Raw genomic sequence first — 17,144 nt, 5'->3', positions numbered from 1 at the left:
AAGCGGACAGCTTACGCCGTTTCGCTAGCGTGTGGGCGGCTGCCCGAACAAGGAAAAATCCGGCAGCCTGCCCCGCGCCTGCAGGTCGGCCGCGTCGCCGATGCGCAGGATGGTCGCCGGCCGGCCGTCGAACGCGGGCCAGTCGGGCAAGCCCTTGCCGTTCGGCGTGCCCGTGCGCGCGAAGCTTGCCCACGTGTCGGCCAGGCGCGCGGCCAGCTGGCGGTCGTATGCGGACCACGGCCGCGGATCCTGGCCGAGGTGATCGAATACGTACTGGATCTCCGCGCCATGCCCCGCTCCGCAGCCATAGCCGCACGGCGTCAGGGGTTCGGTCGGCCGGTGCGTGAAATAGTAGAGGTAGGGCCTGGCCTGGCCGTACTGCGCCTGCAGCGCCGCCCAGTACCACGTGCGCCAGCCCCACCAGTCGGTCGTGAGCCGGTCGATCGACGCCCTGGCTTCGGCATCCGTCGCACCGGGATACGTAGCCAGCACGGCGGTGGACGGCGCATGGCCCAGCAGCTTCGCCACGAGCGCCTTGTGGCTGGCGGCCGTGAACTTGTCGGTGCCGAGGATTTCCGGTGCGAGGTCCTTGCCCTCCTCCGCATTCCAGCCCGCGAGCAAAGGCACGTCGTTCTGGCGATGGTTGCGGTACGTCGTCGTCAAGTCTTCGCGCAGCAGATGGCCGTCGACGATCGGATGCGGCGCCCATGCCGGTTTCTGCAGCGCGGCGACGGGCAGCGCGCGCAGGTCCGCCAGGCGCTTCGCGCCCACCGCCCTGGTGAACGCCACGCCGGCCTGTTCCGCGGCTGTGCGGTCGAACAAGGCGTTCTCGCTGGCGTCGATCGGCATCGCGAAGTTGCCGCTCTGCGAGATCGCGCGCTGGAACAGGCCCTTGGCCAGCGGTGACGCGACGAGCACGGCGACCGATTCGCCGCCCGCCGATTCGCCCATGATCGTGACGCGCGCCGGATCGCCGCCGAAGGCCGCGATATTCTGCCGCACCCAGCGCAGCGCCGCGACCTGGTCTTCCATGCCCTGGTTGCCCGACGCCTTGTCCGGCGACTCCGCCGTCAGCTCGGGATGGGCGAAGAAGCCGAAAATGCCGAGGCGGTAGTTGATGGTGACGACGACGACACCGCGCCGCGCCAGGTTGCCGCCGTCATAACCGGGCTGGGCGCCCGTGCCGCCGTAATAGCCGCCGCCGTGGATCCAGACGATGACGGGCAGCTTCCGCGCCTGCGCGGGCGCCCACACGTTCAGGTACAGGCAGTCTTCGCTTTTCGGATCCGGGATCCACGCCGCCGTCTGCGCGCAGGCCGGCGCGTAGGCCTGCGCGGTCTTCACGCCCTGCCACGGCACGACCGGCTGCGGCGCGCGCCAGCGCAGTTGGCCGACGGGCGGCGCCGCGAACGGCACGCCCTTGAATACGTTCACGCCGTCGGCCGCCGTGCCGACGATCCGCCCTCCCGTGACGTGCACCGGGTCCGTCACCTGGGCCGCCTGGGCCATTCCAGCGAGCAGGCATCCGGCGACAACAGCCGCACCTTTCATGTCGTCTCCTCATATTTGTCGAAAAGACATTTTAGCGGCCTCGTTTTCGGGCAGGCCAGCGTGTCAAAAATAATTATCGAAATAATGGTTTTCGCGCTTGCAAAGCGCCCGGCGCTCGGATAAAGTTATCGACATAATGATTATCGCGATAAGTAATTTACGGCAGCAGACCATCTGACCAGTTACCGGAGGAATCGAAATGAACCAGCCCATCGCCCGCACGCTGCGCAACGTCTTCGGCGCAGCCGCCCTCACCGTCGCCGCCCTCGGCCCGGCCCACGCCCAAACGTCCGAAACCTTCCCGTCCGTCAGGCAGATCGATGCGGGCGTGCTGAACGTCGGCTACGTCGACGCGGGGCCGGCCAACGATCCCGTCGTGATCCTGCTGCACGGCTGGCCGTACGACATTCACAGCTATGTCGACGTCGTGCCGCTGCTGACGAAGGCCGGGTACCGCGTGATCGTGCCGCACCTGCGCGGCTACGGCACGACCCGCTTCCTGGATCCGAAGGCCGTGCGCAACGGCGAACCGGCCGCGCTGGCGCAGGACGTCGTCGACCTGATGGATGCGCTGAAGATCGACAAGGCGATCCTGGCCGGCTACGACTGGGGTGCGCGCAGCGCCGACATCGTGGCCGCGCTGTGGCCCGAGCGTGTCAAAGGGCTGGTGTCCGTGAGCGGCTACCTGATCGGCAGCCAGGAAAGCGGCAAGCAGCCGCTGCCGCCGGCCGCCGAGCTGCAATGGTGGTACCAGTTCTACTTCGCCACCGAGCGCGGCGCCGCCGGCTATGCGAAGAACCGCCACGATTTCGCCAAGCTGATCTGGAAGACCGCGTCGCCGCGATGGCAGTTCGACGACCGCACGTTCGAGCGCAGCGCGGCGTCGCTGGAGAACCCGGACCATGCCGCCATCACGATCTTCAACTACCGCTGGCGCCTCGGCCTGGTCCAGGGCGAAGCGAAATACGACAAATTGGAACAGCGCCTGGCCACCTTCCCGGCCATCACCGTGCCGACGATCACCCTGGAAGGCGACGCCAACGGCGCCCCGCACCCGGAACCGGCCGCGTACGCCAGGCGCTTCACCGGCAAGTACAAGCATGAACTCATCAAAGGGGGCATCGGCCACAACCTGCCGCAGGAAGCGCCGCGCGCGTTCGCCGATGCCGTCATCGCCGTCGGCCACCTGTAATCCGCATTTCCTCATCTAATCGAAAGGACATACCATGAGCAAGATCGACAAGGTTCTCTACACCGGCAAGACCCGCACCACCGGCGGCCGCGAAGGCCGTGCAAAAAGCGCCGACGGCCGCCTCGACATCACGCTGTCGCCGCCGGGCAGCCACGGCAAGGGCACGAACCCGGAACAGTTGTTTGCCGCCGGCTGGTCGGCCTGCTTCATCGGCGCGCTGGGCCACGCCGCGCGCGACCGGCACGTGACCCTGCCGGCAGACACGGCAGTCGATGCGGAAGTCGACCTCGGCACCGGCACCGACGGCTATTCGCTGCAGGCGCGGCTGACCGTGAGCCTGCCCGGCGTGCCGCGCGACGTCGCGCTGGACCTGGTCCATGCCGCGCACCAGACGTGCCCGTATTCAAAAATGTCGCGTGGGAATATCGACGTGAACATCACCGTGGCGTAAGCCCGGAAACGACAACGCCACCAGTTGGTGGCGTTGTCATCAGTGGAAGAACAGGTACAGGATGACCAGCACGATGGCCGGTACGCCCATGATCCAGGCCAGGAAATATTTGCCCATGATCGTACTCCTTTCGTTTGCGATTGATCACGGGTTCAGGATGCCGCAGGCGGGCGCGGGCGTCCGTACGGTAATGCACGCAGCGCGCGTGCCGGCCTAGGGTTGCGCGAACAGCACCTGCAGGTCGTCCCGGCCGATGGCCGCCGCGAGCCCGCCTTCGGCATCGAGCACGGCATTGGCCAGTTCGCCCTTGCGCCGCTGCATGTCCTGGATTTTTTCCTCGAGCGTGCCCTGCGCGATCAGCTTGTAGACGAACACGGGCTGGTCCTGGCCGATGCGCCAGGCGCGATCGGTCGCCTGGTTCTCGCTCGCTGGATTCCACCATGGATCGTAATGAATGACGGTGTCGGCCGCGGTGAGGTTCAGGCCGACGCCCCCGGCCTTCAGGCTGACCAGGAACACGCTCACGTCACCCCGCTGGAACGCGCCGACGGGAGCGTCGCGATCGGCCGTGTCGCCTGTCAGTTGGACGAATGTGATACCGCGCGCGTCCAGCGCGGCGCCGATCAGCGCCAGCATGCTCGTGAACTGGGAAAACACGAGGACGCTGCGTCCCTCGCTCAGCAACGTGTCGAGCAGTTCCAGCAGCGCGTCCAGCTTGGCCGACCCCACCCTGGCGGCCGCGTCCAGCAGGCGCGGATCGCAGCAGACCTGGCGCAATTTCAACAAGGCATCGAGAATAATGATCTGGCTGCGCGCGAGGCCCTTGGCATCGATGGCGTCGCGGACCTTCCTGTCCATCGCCACGCGCACGGTCTCGTACAGGTCGCGCTGGGCGCCGTCGAGTTCGATGGGCAGCACGATCTCCGTCTTGGGCGGCAATTCGGTGGCAACCTTGTCCTTGGTCCGGCGCAGCATGAATGGTTTCACGCGGCGTGCCAGCAGGTTCTTGCGCTGGACGTCTCCGCGTTGCTCGATCGGCTTACGGAACACGGTATTGAACTGTTTGTCGTCACCCAGCAGACCCGGCATCAGGAAATGGAACTGCGACCACAATTCACCGAGGTGGTTCTGCACCGGCGTACCGGTCAGGCACAGGCGGTGGCGGGCATCGAGCAGGCGCACGGTCTGCGCCGCCTTCGAGCGGCTATTCTTGATGTACTGGGCTTCGTCGAGGATGAGAAGGTGATAGCGGTGCCTGCGCAGCGCCGGCTCGTCGCGGCCCAGCAGGGCATACGTCGTGAGCACGAGGTCGGCGTCGCCGACCAGGTCGAACGATGCCTTCCTGTCCTTGCCGTGCAGGAGCAGCACGCACAGGCCGGGCGCGAAGCGCGCCGCTTCGGCCTGCCAGTTGCCCATCAGGCTCGTCGGCGCCACGACGAGCGCCGGCGCATCGAGGCGGCCCGCCTCTTTTTCGGCGAGGATGTGGGCGAGCGTCTGGATGGTCTTGCCGAGTCCCATGTCGTCGGCCAGGATGCCGCCGAAGCCGTATTCGCGCAGGAACTGCATCCAGTCCAGGCCGGCGCGCTGGTAAGGGCGCAACTGCGCCGTCAGGCCGGCGGGCACGTCCACCGGCCGGATGCCGTCGAAATCGTGCAGCTTGCGGCCCAGTTCACGCAAGCGTTCGCCGCCCAGCCAGCGCAGGCGCGCGGCGCGCTCCAGTTCCGCCAGGCGTGCCGCATCCAGCGCCGGCAGCTGGATCTTCGCGCCGATGCGGTCGCCGAAATACAGCTCGCCCAGCGTGGCCAGGATGGGTTTCACACGGCCCCACGGCAGGGCCACGCGCGTACCGTCGGACAACGTCAGCGGCAAATCGTCGGTATCGGCACGGGCGGCCAGGGCGTCGATACCGAATTCGAGCGGCGTCTTGCGGATCATGTCCACCAGCAGCGGCAGCAGCGGATGGCGCGCGCCGCCGACGATGATGCCCAGTTCCAGGTCGAACCAGCCGTTGCCGTCGCCCTCGCGTTCATCGAGATCGGCATACCACTCGTCCACGTGCGCGAAGTCGTAGCGGAAATCCGGGTCGATCTCGATCGACCATCCCGCTTCGCGCAGGCGCGGCAGGCCGTCGCGCACGAAGGCCAGCCAGGCCGTCTCGTCTGGAAGGGACAAGGCGTCCGGCCAGTACTCGCGCATGGGCGAGTTCGCCGGCGCCGGCATGAAACCGAGCGCGGCCAGCATGTCGCCGGCCGCCGCTTCGGCCTTCCGGTCGCGCACGATCACGTCGACACCGTCCTCGCGCGCAATGCGCAGCACGGGCTCGGCGACGCCGTCCGTCGACATGCCGTCATAATCGAACGACAAGAACGCGAGGTCGCAGACCACCCAGTCGCGCCGCCCCGGAACGTCCTGGCTGTCGAGCACGAGACGCGGCACGGGCACGACGTCGTGCCGCTCGCGCACTGCCATCGTCGCGGGAACGGGCACGAATTCGTCCAGCCCCAGTTCGAGCAGGCGGACCGCGACCCCGCCGCGCTGTTCCGCGATCAGCACCGGCGCCTGTTCCACGATGTCCATCAGGGCCGCCGACGGGACGCCGGCGAGCGCCTCCGGCACCGCCAGTTCGCCCACGACGAGATCGTCCATGTAGTACATGGGATCGGTCGGCAGGATCTGCACGCCCTTCTCGCCTCCGCTCATCTGCCAGCCCAGCAAGACGGCCTCGGGGCTGGCGGGATGCGCATGCCATGCAGTGCCGATGGCGCGCCGCGGCCCCGGCGTCATCCGCAGCAGTTCTCCGCGCGTGGCCTTGTGCTGGGTCGCCGCGCGCCACAGCCGGCCGGCGGCGGCGAGTTCGCCCAGCAGCCGTCCGCCGACCACCCCCGTCGGCCTGGGCGCACCCTGGCCCATGCGCAGCGCGGCCAGCAGGAGCAGCGGCTCTTCATCCTCGGGCCGGACGAACGGCGGCCGATGCGTCAGCAGGTGCAACGGGTCGTTCACGATGGTGGCCGAGCCGAAGCGGCCGGCCTCGTCCAGGTGCACGATGTACGGGTGCAGGCTCAGCGCCTTGTCATGGCGATCGGGCACGAGCACGTACTCGATCCTGAAGGCCTGCGCCGACGGATCGTGCGCGCCCTGCACGTGGTTCTTTACCCTGGCCAGCAGCGCCAGCCAGCGCTCGGCCGCGAGCGGCACGTCGGGCGCGGCGCGGTCCAGCAGCGTCAGCAACACGGCCACGACATGCTTGCAGTTATAGCTCATCGGGCAATCGCAGTCGCCCTTGAACTGGACGCCGCGCTTGCCGGTCGTCACGCGGATGGCCTGCCCGTAGAATTTGCCGCCGCTGCCTTCGACTTCCCCATGGATCGTCGCGCCATCGACGTCGATCGCGACGACGCGGTCTTCGCTGCAATAGGCTTCGCCCCGGGCAAAGGTGCGGGGATCGAACTGGTGTTTGACGTCGTCGCGTGTGAATTCCATGTGCGGGTGAACGATGTTCGAATCGAGGCGACATTATCCGCGATCGCCGCGCCACGCTCCACGGGCGGCGTTGACGGACGTCAGGCCGGCTGCGCCACCCGCGCCGCGCGCGCCATGCGCCAGATCGTCGTGCCGTTCACGACCGCCATCACGATCTCGAGCGCGGTGCCGCCGATCGAGCCGGCGATGATGTTGTTCGCGATCCATAGAAAAGTTCCGCACAGCATCGCGAGGCGCATCGGAACGCCGCGCAGGAGAAACAGCGCGAGCGTGCCGATGCAGGACGCGCCCAGGGGCAGCCAGTCCGTCATGCGCGTGGCGAGCGTCAGGCCCAGGGCGAGGTTCATCGCGACGACGCCGACCGCCACCCACACCGAACGCGTGTACAGCGCCAGCACGGAGCGCAGCAGCGACATGGTCGTGCTGGCGACGGGCGTCGGGTTCCCGAGCAGGGCGAAGTGGACGATGTAGGCCAGGCATTCACCGGCCATGAACAGCTTGAAGCGGCGGTCGTCCTTTTGCATCGCGCAGGCGACGCCGAGGACGAACGCGATGTAGCCGACGCATTGCGCCGGCGCGAACCAGTCGAGGGACATGGGAAACTCTTCGGGAAGGAGCGGCATTATAGTCCGCATCCTGGACTAGAATGTCCGGGCAGTCCTGACAACCGATGTCTTCCAAGGAGTTACCATGAAAGCATTGAAATTCGGTATCGCCTGTCTGTCCGCCCTCCTCGCCCTGTCCGCCCACGCCGCCGATCCGGCGCCGGTCAAGAAGATGAACGGCGTCCTCGTCGACGCCCACGGCATGACGGTCTACACGTTCGACAAGGACGTCGCCGGCAGCGGCAAGAGCGCCTGCACGGGCGGCTGCGCGGAAAACTGGCCGCCGGTGAAGGCCGGCGACGCGGCCGTGTCCGCGCCGTACTCCACCGTCACGCGCGACGACGGCAGCAAGCAGCTTGCCTACCAGGGCAAGCCGCTGTACACGTTCGTGAAGGACAAGAAGGCGGGCGACCGCGCAGGCGACAAGAAGATGAACGTCTGGCACGTCGTGACGGATTGACGGCCGCGCCGCGGCATCAGGCGGCCGGGTCGTGGTCGTCGTGCCGCTGGCCCGGCGCCAGTCCAGCGCCCATGCCGCCGCCCCCGTCCATGCCGCCGCCTCCACCGCCCTTGCCGCCGCCGCCCTCCCCTTTGCCGCGGCTGCCCGCACCCTGCGTGCGCGTGGGGCCCTGCAGCGGGATCGCGACGCCGTCCGGGACCGGCCCCAGGTCGAGCGCTTCGCGGATGAAGGCGCGCAGCGAGATCACCAGGTCGGCCGTGTGGATCGGCCGTCCCGCCGCGAGGTCGCTCGCGGCCTGGCCCGCGAGTCGGCAGTGTTCCTCCGTGCCGAGCAGCAGGATGTCGGCCAGCGCCGCCTCGACGGCGTCGCGGATGCGGCGCGCGCGGTCCGAACCGGCGTCGAGGCCGGCCGCGCGCAGGTCGCGCAGGTGCTTGGGATCGACCGTCAGCTCGCCCGTGAACGAGCCGCCCAGCGTGCGGTACGCGGCGATCAGGGTGCGCAGGCGCTCGTTGATCTGGCGGTTCATGCGCTCGCGCCGCTGCTGGATCGTCTGCATCATGAGCACGCGGATGCCCACGCCGATCAGGGTGAAGACGGCGAGACCGAGGAAGGTCGTCGCCAGCGCCTGCCACGAACTGAAGTCCAGGTAGCGCATCGTTCGCTCAGTTCACGCTGTCGCGCACCACCCGCAGCTTCGTCAGCTGGCCACGGCGGTAGGTGTACAGCGTGAGGGCCGCGTCGCGCAAGTCGCCGTTCGCATCGAAGGCGATGGTGCCCGTGATGCCCTGGTACCTGATCTTTGCGAGGGCCGGCAGGAACTTCGCCGGGTCGGACGATCCGGCCGCGCGCATGGCGGCGGCGAACGTCATCGTCGCGTCGTACGCGTACGGCGCATACGTCTGGAAGCCCATGCCGTAGCGCTTCCTGTAGCGCTCCGAAAACGCGGCCATTCCCGCCTCCAGCGGCGCATCGACGCCGCCCGCCACGACGCACACCACCTTGTCGTCGCCGAGCGCGCTGCCTGCCAGCTGCGGCAGCTTTTCCGAGCACACGCCGTCGCCCGACACGAACTTCGCGGTGATGCCCAGCGCCTGCATCTGCTTGAGCATCGGTCCGGCCGTCGCGTCCATGCCGCCGTAGAAGATCACGTCCGGCCGGCGCGCGCGGATCTGCGTGAGGATCGCATTGAAATCCGTCGCGCGGTCGTTGGTGAACTGGCGGCTGACGATCTCCGCGCCCTTCAAACGCTTGACGTCTTTCGCGAACTGGTCGGCGAGGCCCTGGCCGAACGCGGTGCGGTCGTCGATGATGGCGATCTTCTTCGCCTTCAGCGTGTCGATGGCGTAGCTGGCCAGCACGCGGCCCACGAGGTCGTCGTTGGCGACGATGCGGAATGCCGTTTTATAGCCCTGGTGCGTGTACAGCGGCGTCGTTGCGGCCGGGGAGATTTGCGGGATGCCGGCGCTGTTGTAGATCTTCGAGGCAGGCACCGTCGTGCCGGAATTCAGGTGGCCGACGACCGCCACGACGCCGCCGTCGACGAGCTTTTGCGCGACGGCCGTGCCGAGCTTCGGATCGCTGCCGTCGTCTTCCGCCTGCAACACCCATTTGACCTTCTTGCCGGCTATCGCCGCGCCCTGCGCATTCAAATCGTCGATCGCGAGGCGCGCGCCGTTCTCGATGTCCTTGCCCTGGTGCGCGCTGGGACCGGACAGCGGCGAGGCGCTGCCGATCTTCACCTGCGATTGGGCGTGGGCGGCCGGCACGCAGGCCAGCGAAAACAGGGTGGCGAAGCAGATCAGACGCATGGGCTATTCCTTCAGGGTGATGTCGCGATTGTAATGCCCAGCGACCGCGTTTACGACAACCAGAAGTCACAGGCCATTCTTGACTTCCCGCGCCGGGCGTCTAGGCTGCATGAAGCGGCCCCGCCGCACCACAATCACAAGGAGAAAGAGACATGGACGCACAAGACAACAAACGGCTCGTCCTGGAAGGCTACCGGCTGTTCCAGAGCGGCGACATTCCCGGCATGATGGCCTACGCCCACGACGACGCCGAGTGGATCGGCCCCGACGCCGAAGCCGTCCCCTTCGCCGGCAGCTTCCACGGCAAGGCGGAAGTCGGGCGCTTCTTTTCGGAGCTGATCACGGCCATGCAGCCCACGCGCTTCGTCATCAAGGACGTCATCGCGGAAAACGACAAGGTCGTCGTCCTCGGCGAGGCCATGTGGATGGTCAGGTCCACCGGGCGCAGCTACGACAGCCAGTGGGTCCACGTGTTCACCATGCGTGACGATAAGTTCATCCGCGTCGAGTCGCTGTACGACACGGCGTCGGCCGAACGCGCGTTCCGCCCCGACCGGCCGGACGTGACGGCCGCGGCGACCGCGCTGCGGCACTGAACCGGACGCGTTACCAGAACACGACGCGGTCCTGTGGCGCCAGGTACATGCTGTCCCCCCGTTTGACGGCGAACGCGTCGTAGAAGCCCGGTGGTTGCGCAGGCTGCCGTTGACGCGGCATGCCGACGGCGAGTGGGGATCGGATTTCACTTGCGCGATCGGCGCCGCGTCGCGCGCCTTGCCGCGGCGCGCCGGCGTCCCCATCTGGGTGAGGACCATGCCTGCCCTCACACGCCTACTCCTGCTCGCCGCCACGCTGGCCGCCGCCGCGCCCGCGCGTGCGGACGAGCTCGCCAACCTGATCAATGCGTACCGCGCCGCGCCCGTTATCTGCGACGACGCCGCGGCAGCGCCGGTTGCGGCGCTGAATGTCGAACCGGCCCTGTCCCGCATCCGCATCGGTCCAGGTACGTTCCTCGAATTCGCGCTGCAGCGCGCCGGCTACGAGGCGGCACATGCCGAGGCAATCACGGTCACGGGGCCGCCGGATGCGCGCGCCGCAATGCAGGCCATCGCACAAAAATACTGCCGCACCTTGCGCGCCGCGGACTTCGTGGCCGTCGGCACGGCGCACATCGGCGACGACTGGCAGGTCGTGCTGGCGCGGCCCGTCGTCATTCCGCCGCTGCCCGAGTGGCCGGACGCGGGCCGGGACATCCTCGCGCTCGTGAACGCGGCACGCGCGCAGCCGCGCACGTGCGGGACGCAGGCGTTCGGTCCGGCCGGTCCGCTGGTGTGGAACCCGCTGCTGGGCCAGGCCGCCCTCGTGCACAGCACGGACATGGCGCAGAAACACTACTTCAACCACAAGCAGCCGGATGGCAGCGTGCCGGCCGACCGGGCGACGCAAGCCGGCTACCGCTGGGCGCGCGTCGGGGAAAACATCGCATCGGGACAGCGCACGCCCGAGGAAGCCGTCGCGTCGTGGCTGGACAGTCCCGGCCACTGCGCCAACATCATGAATCCGACGTTCACGGAGATGGGCGCGGCCTACGCGATCAATCCGCAGAACCGCAACCGCACCGCCTACTGGACGCAAGTCTTCGGCACGCCGCGTTGATCATAGCCCCATGCTATGGCGTTCATAAAAACAAACATATTGCGCACAATTTAATTGCGCGCTATAGTTCAACCCATGGAAACGAACGACGCAAACGCAGCGCTCCTGCTCGACAACCAGTTGTGCTTCGCACTCCACTCGGCATCGCTGGCGATGACGAAGGTGTACAAGCCGCACCTGGACAAGCTGGGCGTGACGTACCCGCAGTACCTCGTGCTGCTGGTGCTGTGGGAGCGCGACGGCCTGAGCGTGTCGGACATCGGCGAGCGCCTGTACCTCGATTCCGGGACGTTGACCCCGCTGCTGAAGCGCCTGGAGGCGCAAGGCCTGGTCGACCGGTCCCGCGATCCGCAGGACGAGCGCCGCGTGGTGATCCGGCTGACGGCCGCGGCGCGAGCGCTGAAGGACGACGCGGCCGCCATCCCGGCCTGCATCCTGGGCGCCACCGGTTGCGACGTGCAGGATGTTGTAAGACTGGTCGGCGAAATTCAGGCGATGCGCGCCAGGCTCGCCGGCGCAATGCAAGACGATTTATGTGCAGTACGAACCCAACCACTGAAAGGATAACGCCATGACCACCAAACTCGATAAAGTCCTGTACACCGCCAAGGCCCACACCACCGGCGGCCGCGAAGGCGCCTCCCGCACCGACGACGGCCTGCTGGACGTCCGCCTGGCACCGCCGAAGGAAATGGGCGGCAAGGGCGACGCCACCAACCCGGAACAACTGTTCGCCGCCGGCTACTCGGCCTGCTTCATGGGCGCCATCAAGTTCGTCGCCGCCCAGAAGAAAGTGGTCGTCCCGGCCGATGCGTCGATCGACGCCAGCGTCTCGATCGGCCCGATCCCGAACGGTTTCGGCCTGGCCGTGGAACTGGCCGTGAGCCTGCCGGGCCTGGACCGCGCCGTGGCGCAGGATCTCGTCGACTCGGCCCACATCGTGTGCCCGTACTCGAACGCGACCCGCGGCAATATCGATGTCACGCTGAGCCTGATCTAAATCAAACCGGGGTCAGAGCCCTGATTTGGGAAATTTACCAAAATCGGGCTCTGACCCCGGTGTTCGAGCAATAGTCCGCTGCTACGAGGATGCTTTTAGTTAATTAATTTTATCTATTAGATCCATATAAACGGATAGTTTGCACGAATACCCCACAAGCTCTACCATGGTTATGAATAGATCGCAGCTATCGATGAAAAATCTTCGATAGCTTAACCATGAAAGAGCCGCCATGACCCAACTGACCACCGCCTCCGGCATTCCCGTCACCGACAACCAGAACTCGATCACGGCCGGTCCGCGCGGCCCCGTGCTGCTGCAGGATTTCCACCTGATCGAGAAACTGCAGCACTTCAACCGCGAGCGCATCCCCGAGCGCGTCGTGCATGCGAAGGGTTCGGGCGCATACGGCACCTTCACCGTCACCCATGACGTGAGCAAGTACACGAAGGCGAAACTGTTTTCGGCCGTCGGCAAGCAGACGGAAACGTTCCTGCGCTTCTCGACCGTCGGCGGCGAAAAAGGCTCGGCCGACACGGAACGCGATCCGCGCGGTTTCGCCGTCCGCTTCTACACCGAGGAAGGCAACTGGGACCTGGTCGGCAACAACACGCCGACGTTCTTCCTGAAGGACGGCATCAAGTTCCCGGACTTCATCCACACGCAGAAACGCGATCCGCAGACGAACCTGAAATCCGCACAGAACGTATGGGACTTCTGGAGCAAGGCGCCGGAGAGCCTGCACCAGGTGACGATCCTGTTCTCGGACCGCGGCACGCCGGACGGCTACCGCCACATGGACGGCTTCGGCAGCCACACCTACAGCCTGATCAACGACGCGGGCGAGCGCGTGTGGGTCAAGTGGCACTTCAAGACGCTGCAGGGCATCAAGAACCTGACGGCGGCGGAAGCCCAGCGCCTGGCCGGCGTCGACCCGGACTATGCGCAGCGCGACCTGTTCAACGCGATCGCAACAGGCGACTACCCGCGCTGGAGCGTGGAAATCCAGGTGATGGACGACGCCCGGCGCGCCGCCTGGGAAGCGCAGACCGGCTGGGATGCGTTCGACCTGACCAAGGTGTGGCCGCAGGGCGAATTCCCGCGCATCCCCGTCGGCATCCTGGAACTGAACCGCAATCCGGACAACTACCACGCCGACGTCGAGCAGGCCGCCCTGTCGCCGTCGAACATCGTGCCGGGCCTGGGCTACAGCCCGGACAAGATGCTGCAGGCACGCCTGTTCGCCTACCACGACGCCCAGCTGTACCGCGTCGGCACGAACCATCAGCACCTGCCGGTGAACCGCCCGCGCTGCCCGTTCCACAACCAGCCGCGCGACGGCGCGATGGCCGTCGCGAACGGCGGCGCGGCGCCGAACTACGATCCGGTGCATGCGGACGTCCCGGCCGTCGGCGGCTTCGGCCACGGCGACGCCGGCTGGCCGGTGGAAGGCAACGCGGGCCGCTACGACACCCGCGCCACCGACGACCACTTCACGCAGGCGGGCAACCTGTTCCGCCTGCTCACGGAAGAAGGCAAGCGCAACCTGATCGCCAACATCGCCGGGTCCCTGTCCAATGCGGACGCCGCCACGCAGGATCGCCAGATCGGGCATTTCCTGAAAGCCGACACGGCGTACGGCCAGGGCGTGGCGGACGCGATCCGCGCGCTGCAGAACCCGGCGTAAGCGTCAGCCTTCCGCCTGCGCGGCCAGCCAGGGCACGATGACGTCGAGCAGGCGCTGCGGCGCCTCGAGCGGGATCATATGCCCCGTGTCCGCGATGACGGCCAGCGTCGCGCCGGGAATGGCGGCCGTCATCTCCTGCGCTTCCGCCAGGCTGCGCAGCTGGTCGTTTTCCGCCGCCACGACGAGCGTCGGGCAGCGGATCTCGCTTGACCGTTCGAGGTCGCCCGGCCGGTCCAGCAGCGACTGGCGCCGGAACACGTCGCCGCCGAGGCGCATGCCCATCGCGCGGATCCGCTCGATCAGCGCGTCGTTGTCGCGCTGCTTCGGGTGCAGCGACGTGGCGACGGCCGTGCGACTGAGGCCGCTGAAGGCGATGGACGGCGCCGCGTTGCCGATCGCGCCCTTGCGCTGCTGCAGCGCGGCCGTGTCGCCGCGGGTGGACGTCGAGATCAGCACGAGCGCGCGCACGCGCTCCGGCGCCCGGCGTGCGATCGCGCGCGCGACGTAGCCGCCCATCGAAAAACCCACGAGCAGGAAAGTCGGCGGCGCTGTCGCGAGGACGCGGTGCGCCATCGCCTCGACCGACGTGTCGTGGCGCAGGTCGGCATGGACGACGGGACCGAAGCGCGCCAGCGCCGGCACCATGTCGTCCCATAACGTTTCATCGGCCATGAAGCCGGGGACAAGAAGGATAGCCATGCCGCCATCCTAGCCGATTTCACCCGCGCCGGATGGGCATGCCATCTATCCGGCACTGTCCTGAGTCGCCTCAAGGCGGACCGGCCCCGTTGCGATTTTCATTGACTCTTGTTGCCTGGAAACCCCAAGGAGTCTTATGAAATCCATCGCCACCATCAGCGTGCGCAACCAGCTCAGGTTCGCGTTCGCCGTCGTCATCGTGCTGTCGTTCCTCGCGACGGCCATCGCCATCTGGCGCCTGCAGGTCCTGTCGGACGACACCCAGGCGCTCACGCAGCGTCCGCTCGTCAAGGAGCGGCTGATTTCCGGCTGGCTGCTGAACACGTCGGTCGCCGCCAAGCGCACCGGGGCCATCGCCCGCTCCGCCGATCCGGAACTCGCGACCTGGTACGCCGCCGAAACGCGGGATTCGACGACGCGCACCACCGCGCTGCAGAAGCAGGTCGGCGACCTGCTCGGCACGCCGGAAGAACGCGCCGTGTTCGAGCGGATCGGCACGGCGCGCCAGCGCTACATCGTCACGCGCGACCGCGTGATGGCGCTCAAGAAGGCGGGCAACGATGCCGAGGCCCGCAAGCTCTTCGACGACGAATTCGTGCCCGCCGTCACCGCGTACCTCGGCCAGGTCAAGGCGCTGCTGGAGCTGCAGCAGAAAGAGATCGATACCCGCGTCGCCACCGTGCTCGCGTCCGCGGACCGCAGCAGCCACGTCCTCACCGCGCTGTGCCTCGCCACGCTCGTCTTCAGCATCGTCGCCGGCACGTTGTGCGCGCGCGTCCTGTTCCGGCGCCTGGGCGGCGAGCCGGCCCGCGCCGCGCAGGTGGCGGCCGAGATCGCGGGCGGCAACCTGTGCGTGGCCGTGCCGGTGGTCGCCGGCGACAAGGACAGCCTGATGGCCGCCCTCGAGCGCATGCGCGCGAGCCTCGCCGGCATCGTCGCGGACGTGCGCGCGGGCACCGGCACGATCGTCGCCGCCGCCACGACGATGGCCGGCGAGGCGCAGGACCTGTCGCACCGCACGGAAAGCCAGGCGCAGGCGCTGGAAGAGACGGCGTCGTCGATGGAAGAACTGACGCAGGCCGTCGGCCAGAACGCGACGAGCGCCGAGGAAGCCAACCGCATGGCCGGCGACGCCGCGCGCGTGGCGCAGCAGGGCGGCGCGATGGTCGGGCAACTGGTCGACACGATGGGCGCGATCAATGCGTCGTCCGCGCGCATCGTCGACATCATCGCCGTCATCGACGGCATCGCCTTCCAGACCAATATCCTGGCCCTGAACGCCGCGGTGGAAGCTGCGCGCGCCGGCGAGCAGGGGCGCGGCTTCGCCGTCGTCGCCGCCGAGGTGCGTGCCCTCGCCCAGCGCTCGGGCGCCGCCGCGAAGGAGATCAAGGACCTGATCGACGCCTCCACCCAGCGCGTGGCCGACGGCGCGACCCTGGCGGGCCAAGCCGGCCAGACGATGCGCGACATCGTCGACAGCATCGGCCGCGTCACCGGCATCATGAACGAGATCGTCGCCTCCAGCCGCGAACAGGCCAGCGGAATCGGCCAGGTCAACCAGGCCATCGTGCAGATGGACGGCGTGACGCAGCAGAACGCGGCCCTCGTCGAGGAATCGGCGGCCGCGACGCGGGCGATGCATGAACAGGCGCAGGCGCTGGCCGGGCTGGTGGAAGTGTTCCGGGTCCAGGCGAAGTCCCAGGCGGCGCCGAAGCCGGCGCTGCCGCCGGCACCCCGCGCGGCGCCCGCCGCCGCGCCCGCGCCCGCGGCCCGGCCGGCACGGAAACCCGCCACCGTCCGCAAGACCCCTGCCACGGTGGAGGCGGACTGGGAAGAGTTCTGACCAAAGGATAGGGGTTGTTGCCGCAACCGGGTTTCTCAGGCAACATCCTCCCTATTCTTCATCTTTACGCTCGACGCCATGAACCTGCCCGCCCACCAACTCACCATGACGGTCCTGATGACGCCGGATACCGCGAACTTTTCCGGTAACGTGCACGGCGGGAACATCCTGAAACTGCTCGACCAGGTGGCCTACGCCTGCGCCAGCCGCTATGCCGGCACCTATGTCGTGACGATGAGCGTCGACCAGGTGACGTTCCGCCAGCCCATCCACGTGGGCGAGCTGGTGACGTTCCTGGCCGCCGTCAACTACACGGGCCGCACGTCGATGGAAATCGGCATCAAGGTCGTGGCCGAGGACATCCGCACGCAGCAGGTGCGCCACGTGAACAGCTGCTTCTTCACGATGGTGGCCGTGGGCGACGACAAGCAGCCCGTCCCCGTGCCGCCGCTGCGCCCGTTCGGGCCGGACGAGCTGCGCCGCCACAAGGAAGCGAAGGCCCGCAAGGAGCTGCGCCTGGCACTCGACCGCCAGCATGAGGAACGTGCCGCAGCAAAAAATTAGGGTTTTTTGTTAACCCGTGCTATACTGCGCCGCCTTGGCCTGGTAGCTCAGTTGGTAGAGCAGAGGATTGAAAATCCTTGTGTCGGTGGTTCGATTCCGCCCCGGGCCACCAAGAATTCCAGCAACGCCAACCCCTGCGGTTGGCGTT

16 protein-coding genes and 1 tRNA gene are annotated in these 17,144 nt (G+C 67.5%); 11 read left to right on the top strand and 6 right to left on the bottom strand.

Annotated features, from left to right (window positions below):
- Nucleotides 1-24: 24 nt before the first annotated feature.
- Nucleotides 25-1,551 (bottom strand): carboxylesterase/lipase family protein, encoded by a 1,527-nt coding sequence (locus tag ACEN98_RS19150; RefSeq protein ID WP_413386477.1) that lies wholly within the window; start codon nucleotides 1,549-1,551, stop codon nucleotides 25-27.
- Between the two features lie 199 nt (nucleotides 1,552-1,750).
- Here ACEN98_RS19150 and ACEN98_RS19145 point away from each other — a divergent pair, with 199 nt between their 5' ends.
- Together ACEN98_RS19145 and ACEN98_RS19140 are read left to right on the top strand one after the other, a co-directional pair.
- Nucleotides 1,751-2,743: an alpha/beta fold hydrolase gene (locus ACEN98_RS19145; protein WP_413386475.1), complete on the top strand. Its 993-nt coding sequence runs from the start codon at nucleotides 1,751-1,753 to the stop codon at nucleotides 2,741-2,743.
- A 34-nt stretch (nucleotides 2,744-2,777) separates the two neighbouring features.
- Nucleotides 2,778-3,194, top strand: coding sequence for an organic hydroperoxide resistance protein (locus tag ACEN98_RS19140; RefSeq protein ID WP_413386473.1), 417 nt, complete (start codon nucleotides 2,778-2,780; stop codon nucleotides 3,192-3,194).
- A gap of 213 nt (nucleotides 3,195-3,407) precedes the next feature.
- Here the strand turns inward: ACEN98_RS19140 and ACEN98_RS19135 are convergent, their stop codons facing one another.
- Entirely contained in the window at nucleotides 3,408-6,674 is a 3,267-nt protein-coding gene (locus ACEN98_RS19135) for an SNF2-related protein (RefSeq protein WP_413386471.1), read from the bottom strand.
- Between the two features lie 80 nt (nucleotides 6,675-6,754).
- Nucleotides 6,755-7,270 carry a YgjV family protein gene (locus ACEN98_RS19130; protein WP_413386469.1) on the bottom strand — a complete coding sequence of 172 codons (516 nt, stop codon included), beginning with the start codon at nucleotides 7,268-7,270 and terminating at the stop codon, nucleotides 6,755-6,757.
- A gap of 94 nt (nucleotides 7,271-7,364) precedes the next feature.
- On the opposite strand from ACEN98_RS19130, the gene ACEN98_RS19125 reads away from it, so the two are divergent.
- Nucleotides 7,365-7,739 carry a hypothetical protein gene (locus ACEN98_RS19125; protein ID WP_413386467.1) on the top strand — a complete coding sequence of 125 codons (375 nt, stop codon included), beginning with the start codon at nucleotides 7,365-7,367 and terminating at the stop codon, nucleotides 7,737-7,739.
- A 16-nt stretch (nucleotides 7,740-7,755) separates the two neighbouring features.
- Here the strand turns inward: ACEN98_RS19125 and ACEN98_RS19120 are convergent, their stop codons facing one another.
- Both ACEN98_RS19120 and ACEN98_RS19115 read right to left on the bottom strand, forming a co-directional pair.
- Entirely contained in the window at nucleotides 7,756-8,394 is a 639-nt protein-coding gene (locus ACEN98_RS19120) for a hypothetical protein (protein ID WP_413386466.1), read from the bottom strand.
- A 7-nt stretch (nucleotides 8,395-8,401) separates the two neighbouring features.
- Nucleotides 8,402-9,547 (bottom strand): branched-chain amino acid ABC transporter substrate-binding protein, encoded by a 1,146-nt coding sequence (locus ACEN98_RS19115; protein ID WP_413386464.1) that lies wholly within the window; start codon nucleotides 9,545-9,547, stop codon nucleotides 8,402-8,404.
- 152 nt (nucleotides 9,548-9,699) lie between these two features.
- Between ACEN98_RS19115 and ACEN98_RS19110 the strand changes: the two genes are divergently transcribed.
- The 5 genes from ACEN98_RS19110 to ACEN98_RS19090 all read left to right on the top strand — a co-directional run bounded on the left by ACEN98_RS19110 (nucleotide 9,700) and on the right by ACEN98_RS19090 (nucleotide 13,890).
- Nucleotides 9,700-10,143, top strand: a complete 444-nt coding sequence (locus tag ACEN98_RS19110) for a nuclear transport factor 2 family protein (RefSeq protein ID WP_413386463.1) — start codon at nucleotides 9,700-9,702, stop codon at nucleotides 10,141-10,143.
- Between the two features lie 217 nt (nucleotides 10,144-10,360).
- Entirely contained in the window at nucleotides 10,361-11,203 is an 843-nt protein-coding gene (locus ACEN98_RS19105) for a CAP domain-containing protein (protein WP_413386461.1), read from the top strand.
- A gap of 75 nt (nucleotides 11,204-11,278) precedes the next feature.
- Complete coding sequence (locus tag ACEN98_RS19100; RefSeq protein ID WP_413386459.1) at nucleotides 11,279-11,770, top strand: MarR family winged helix-turn-helix transcriptional regulator; 492 nt, start codon at nucleotides 11,279-11,281, stop codon at nucleotides 11,768-11,770.
- A 4-nt stretch (nucleotides 11,771-11,774) separates the two neighbouring features.
- Nucleotides 11,775-12,203, top strand: coding sequence for an organic hydroperoxide resistance protein (locus ACEN98_RS19095; protein ID WP_413342407.1), 429 nt, complete (start codon nucleotides 11,775-11,777; stop codon nucleotides 12,201-12,203).
- A gap of 232 nt (nucleotides 12,204-12,435) precedes the next feature.
- Nucleotides 12,436-13,890 carry a catalase gene (locus ACEN98_RS19090; RefSeq protein ID WP_413386457.1) on the top strand — a complete coding sequence of 485 codons (1,455 nt, stop codon included), beginning with the start codon at nucleotides 12,436-12,438 and terminating at the stop codon, nucleotides 13,888-13,890.
- Nucleotides 13,891-13,893: 3 nt separating this feature from the next.
- Here the strand turns inward: ACEN98_RS19090 and ACEN98_RS19085 are convergent, their stop codons facing one another.
- Nucleotides 13,894-14,589 carry an alpha/beta fold hydrolase gene (locus tag ACEN98_RS19085; protein ID WP_413386455.1) on the bottom strand — a complete coding sequence of 232 codons (696 nt, stop codon included), beginning with the start codon at nucleotides 14,587-14,589 and terminating at the stop codon, nucleotides 13,894-13,896.
- Nucleotides 14,590-14,725: 136 nt separating this feature from the next.
- Between ACEN98_RS19085 and ACEN98_RS19080 the strand changes: the two genes are divergently transcribed.
- The 3 genes from ACEN98_RS19080 (at nucleotide 14,726) to ACEN98_RS19070 (ending at nucleotide 17,108) form a co-directional block, all read left to right on the top strand.
- Complete coding sequence (locus ACEN98_RS19080) at nucleotides 14,726-16,432, top strand: methyl-accepting chemotaxis protein (RefSeq protein WP_413386453.1); 1,707 nt, start codon at nucleotides 14,726-14,728, stop codon at nucleotides 16,430-16,432.
- A 78-nt stretch (nucleotides 16,433-16,510) separates the two neighbouring features.
- Complete coding sequence (locus tag ACEN98_RS19075) at nucleotides 16,511-16,996, top strand: acyl-CoA thioesterase (RefSeq protein WP_056129259.1); 486 nt, start codon at nucleotides 16,511-16,513, stop codon at nucleotides 16,994-16,996.
- Between the two features lie 36 nt (nucleotides 16,997-17,032).
- Nucleotides 17,033-17,108 (top strand) — tRNA-Phe (locus tag ACEN98_RS19070).
- Nucleotides 17,109-17,144: the final 36 nt, after the last annotated feature.

Origin of the sequence: Massilia sp. CT11-137, from assembly GCF_047302885.1 — a bacterium.
In the GTDB taxonomy this organism is placed as follows: domain Bacteria; phylum Pseudomonadota; class Gammaproteobacteria; order Burkholderiales; family Burkholderiaceae_D; genus Telluria; species Telluria orientalis.
Note: the sequence above shows the minus strand (reverse complement) of the source record. Positions and strands in the feature narration are given on the sequence as shown.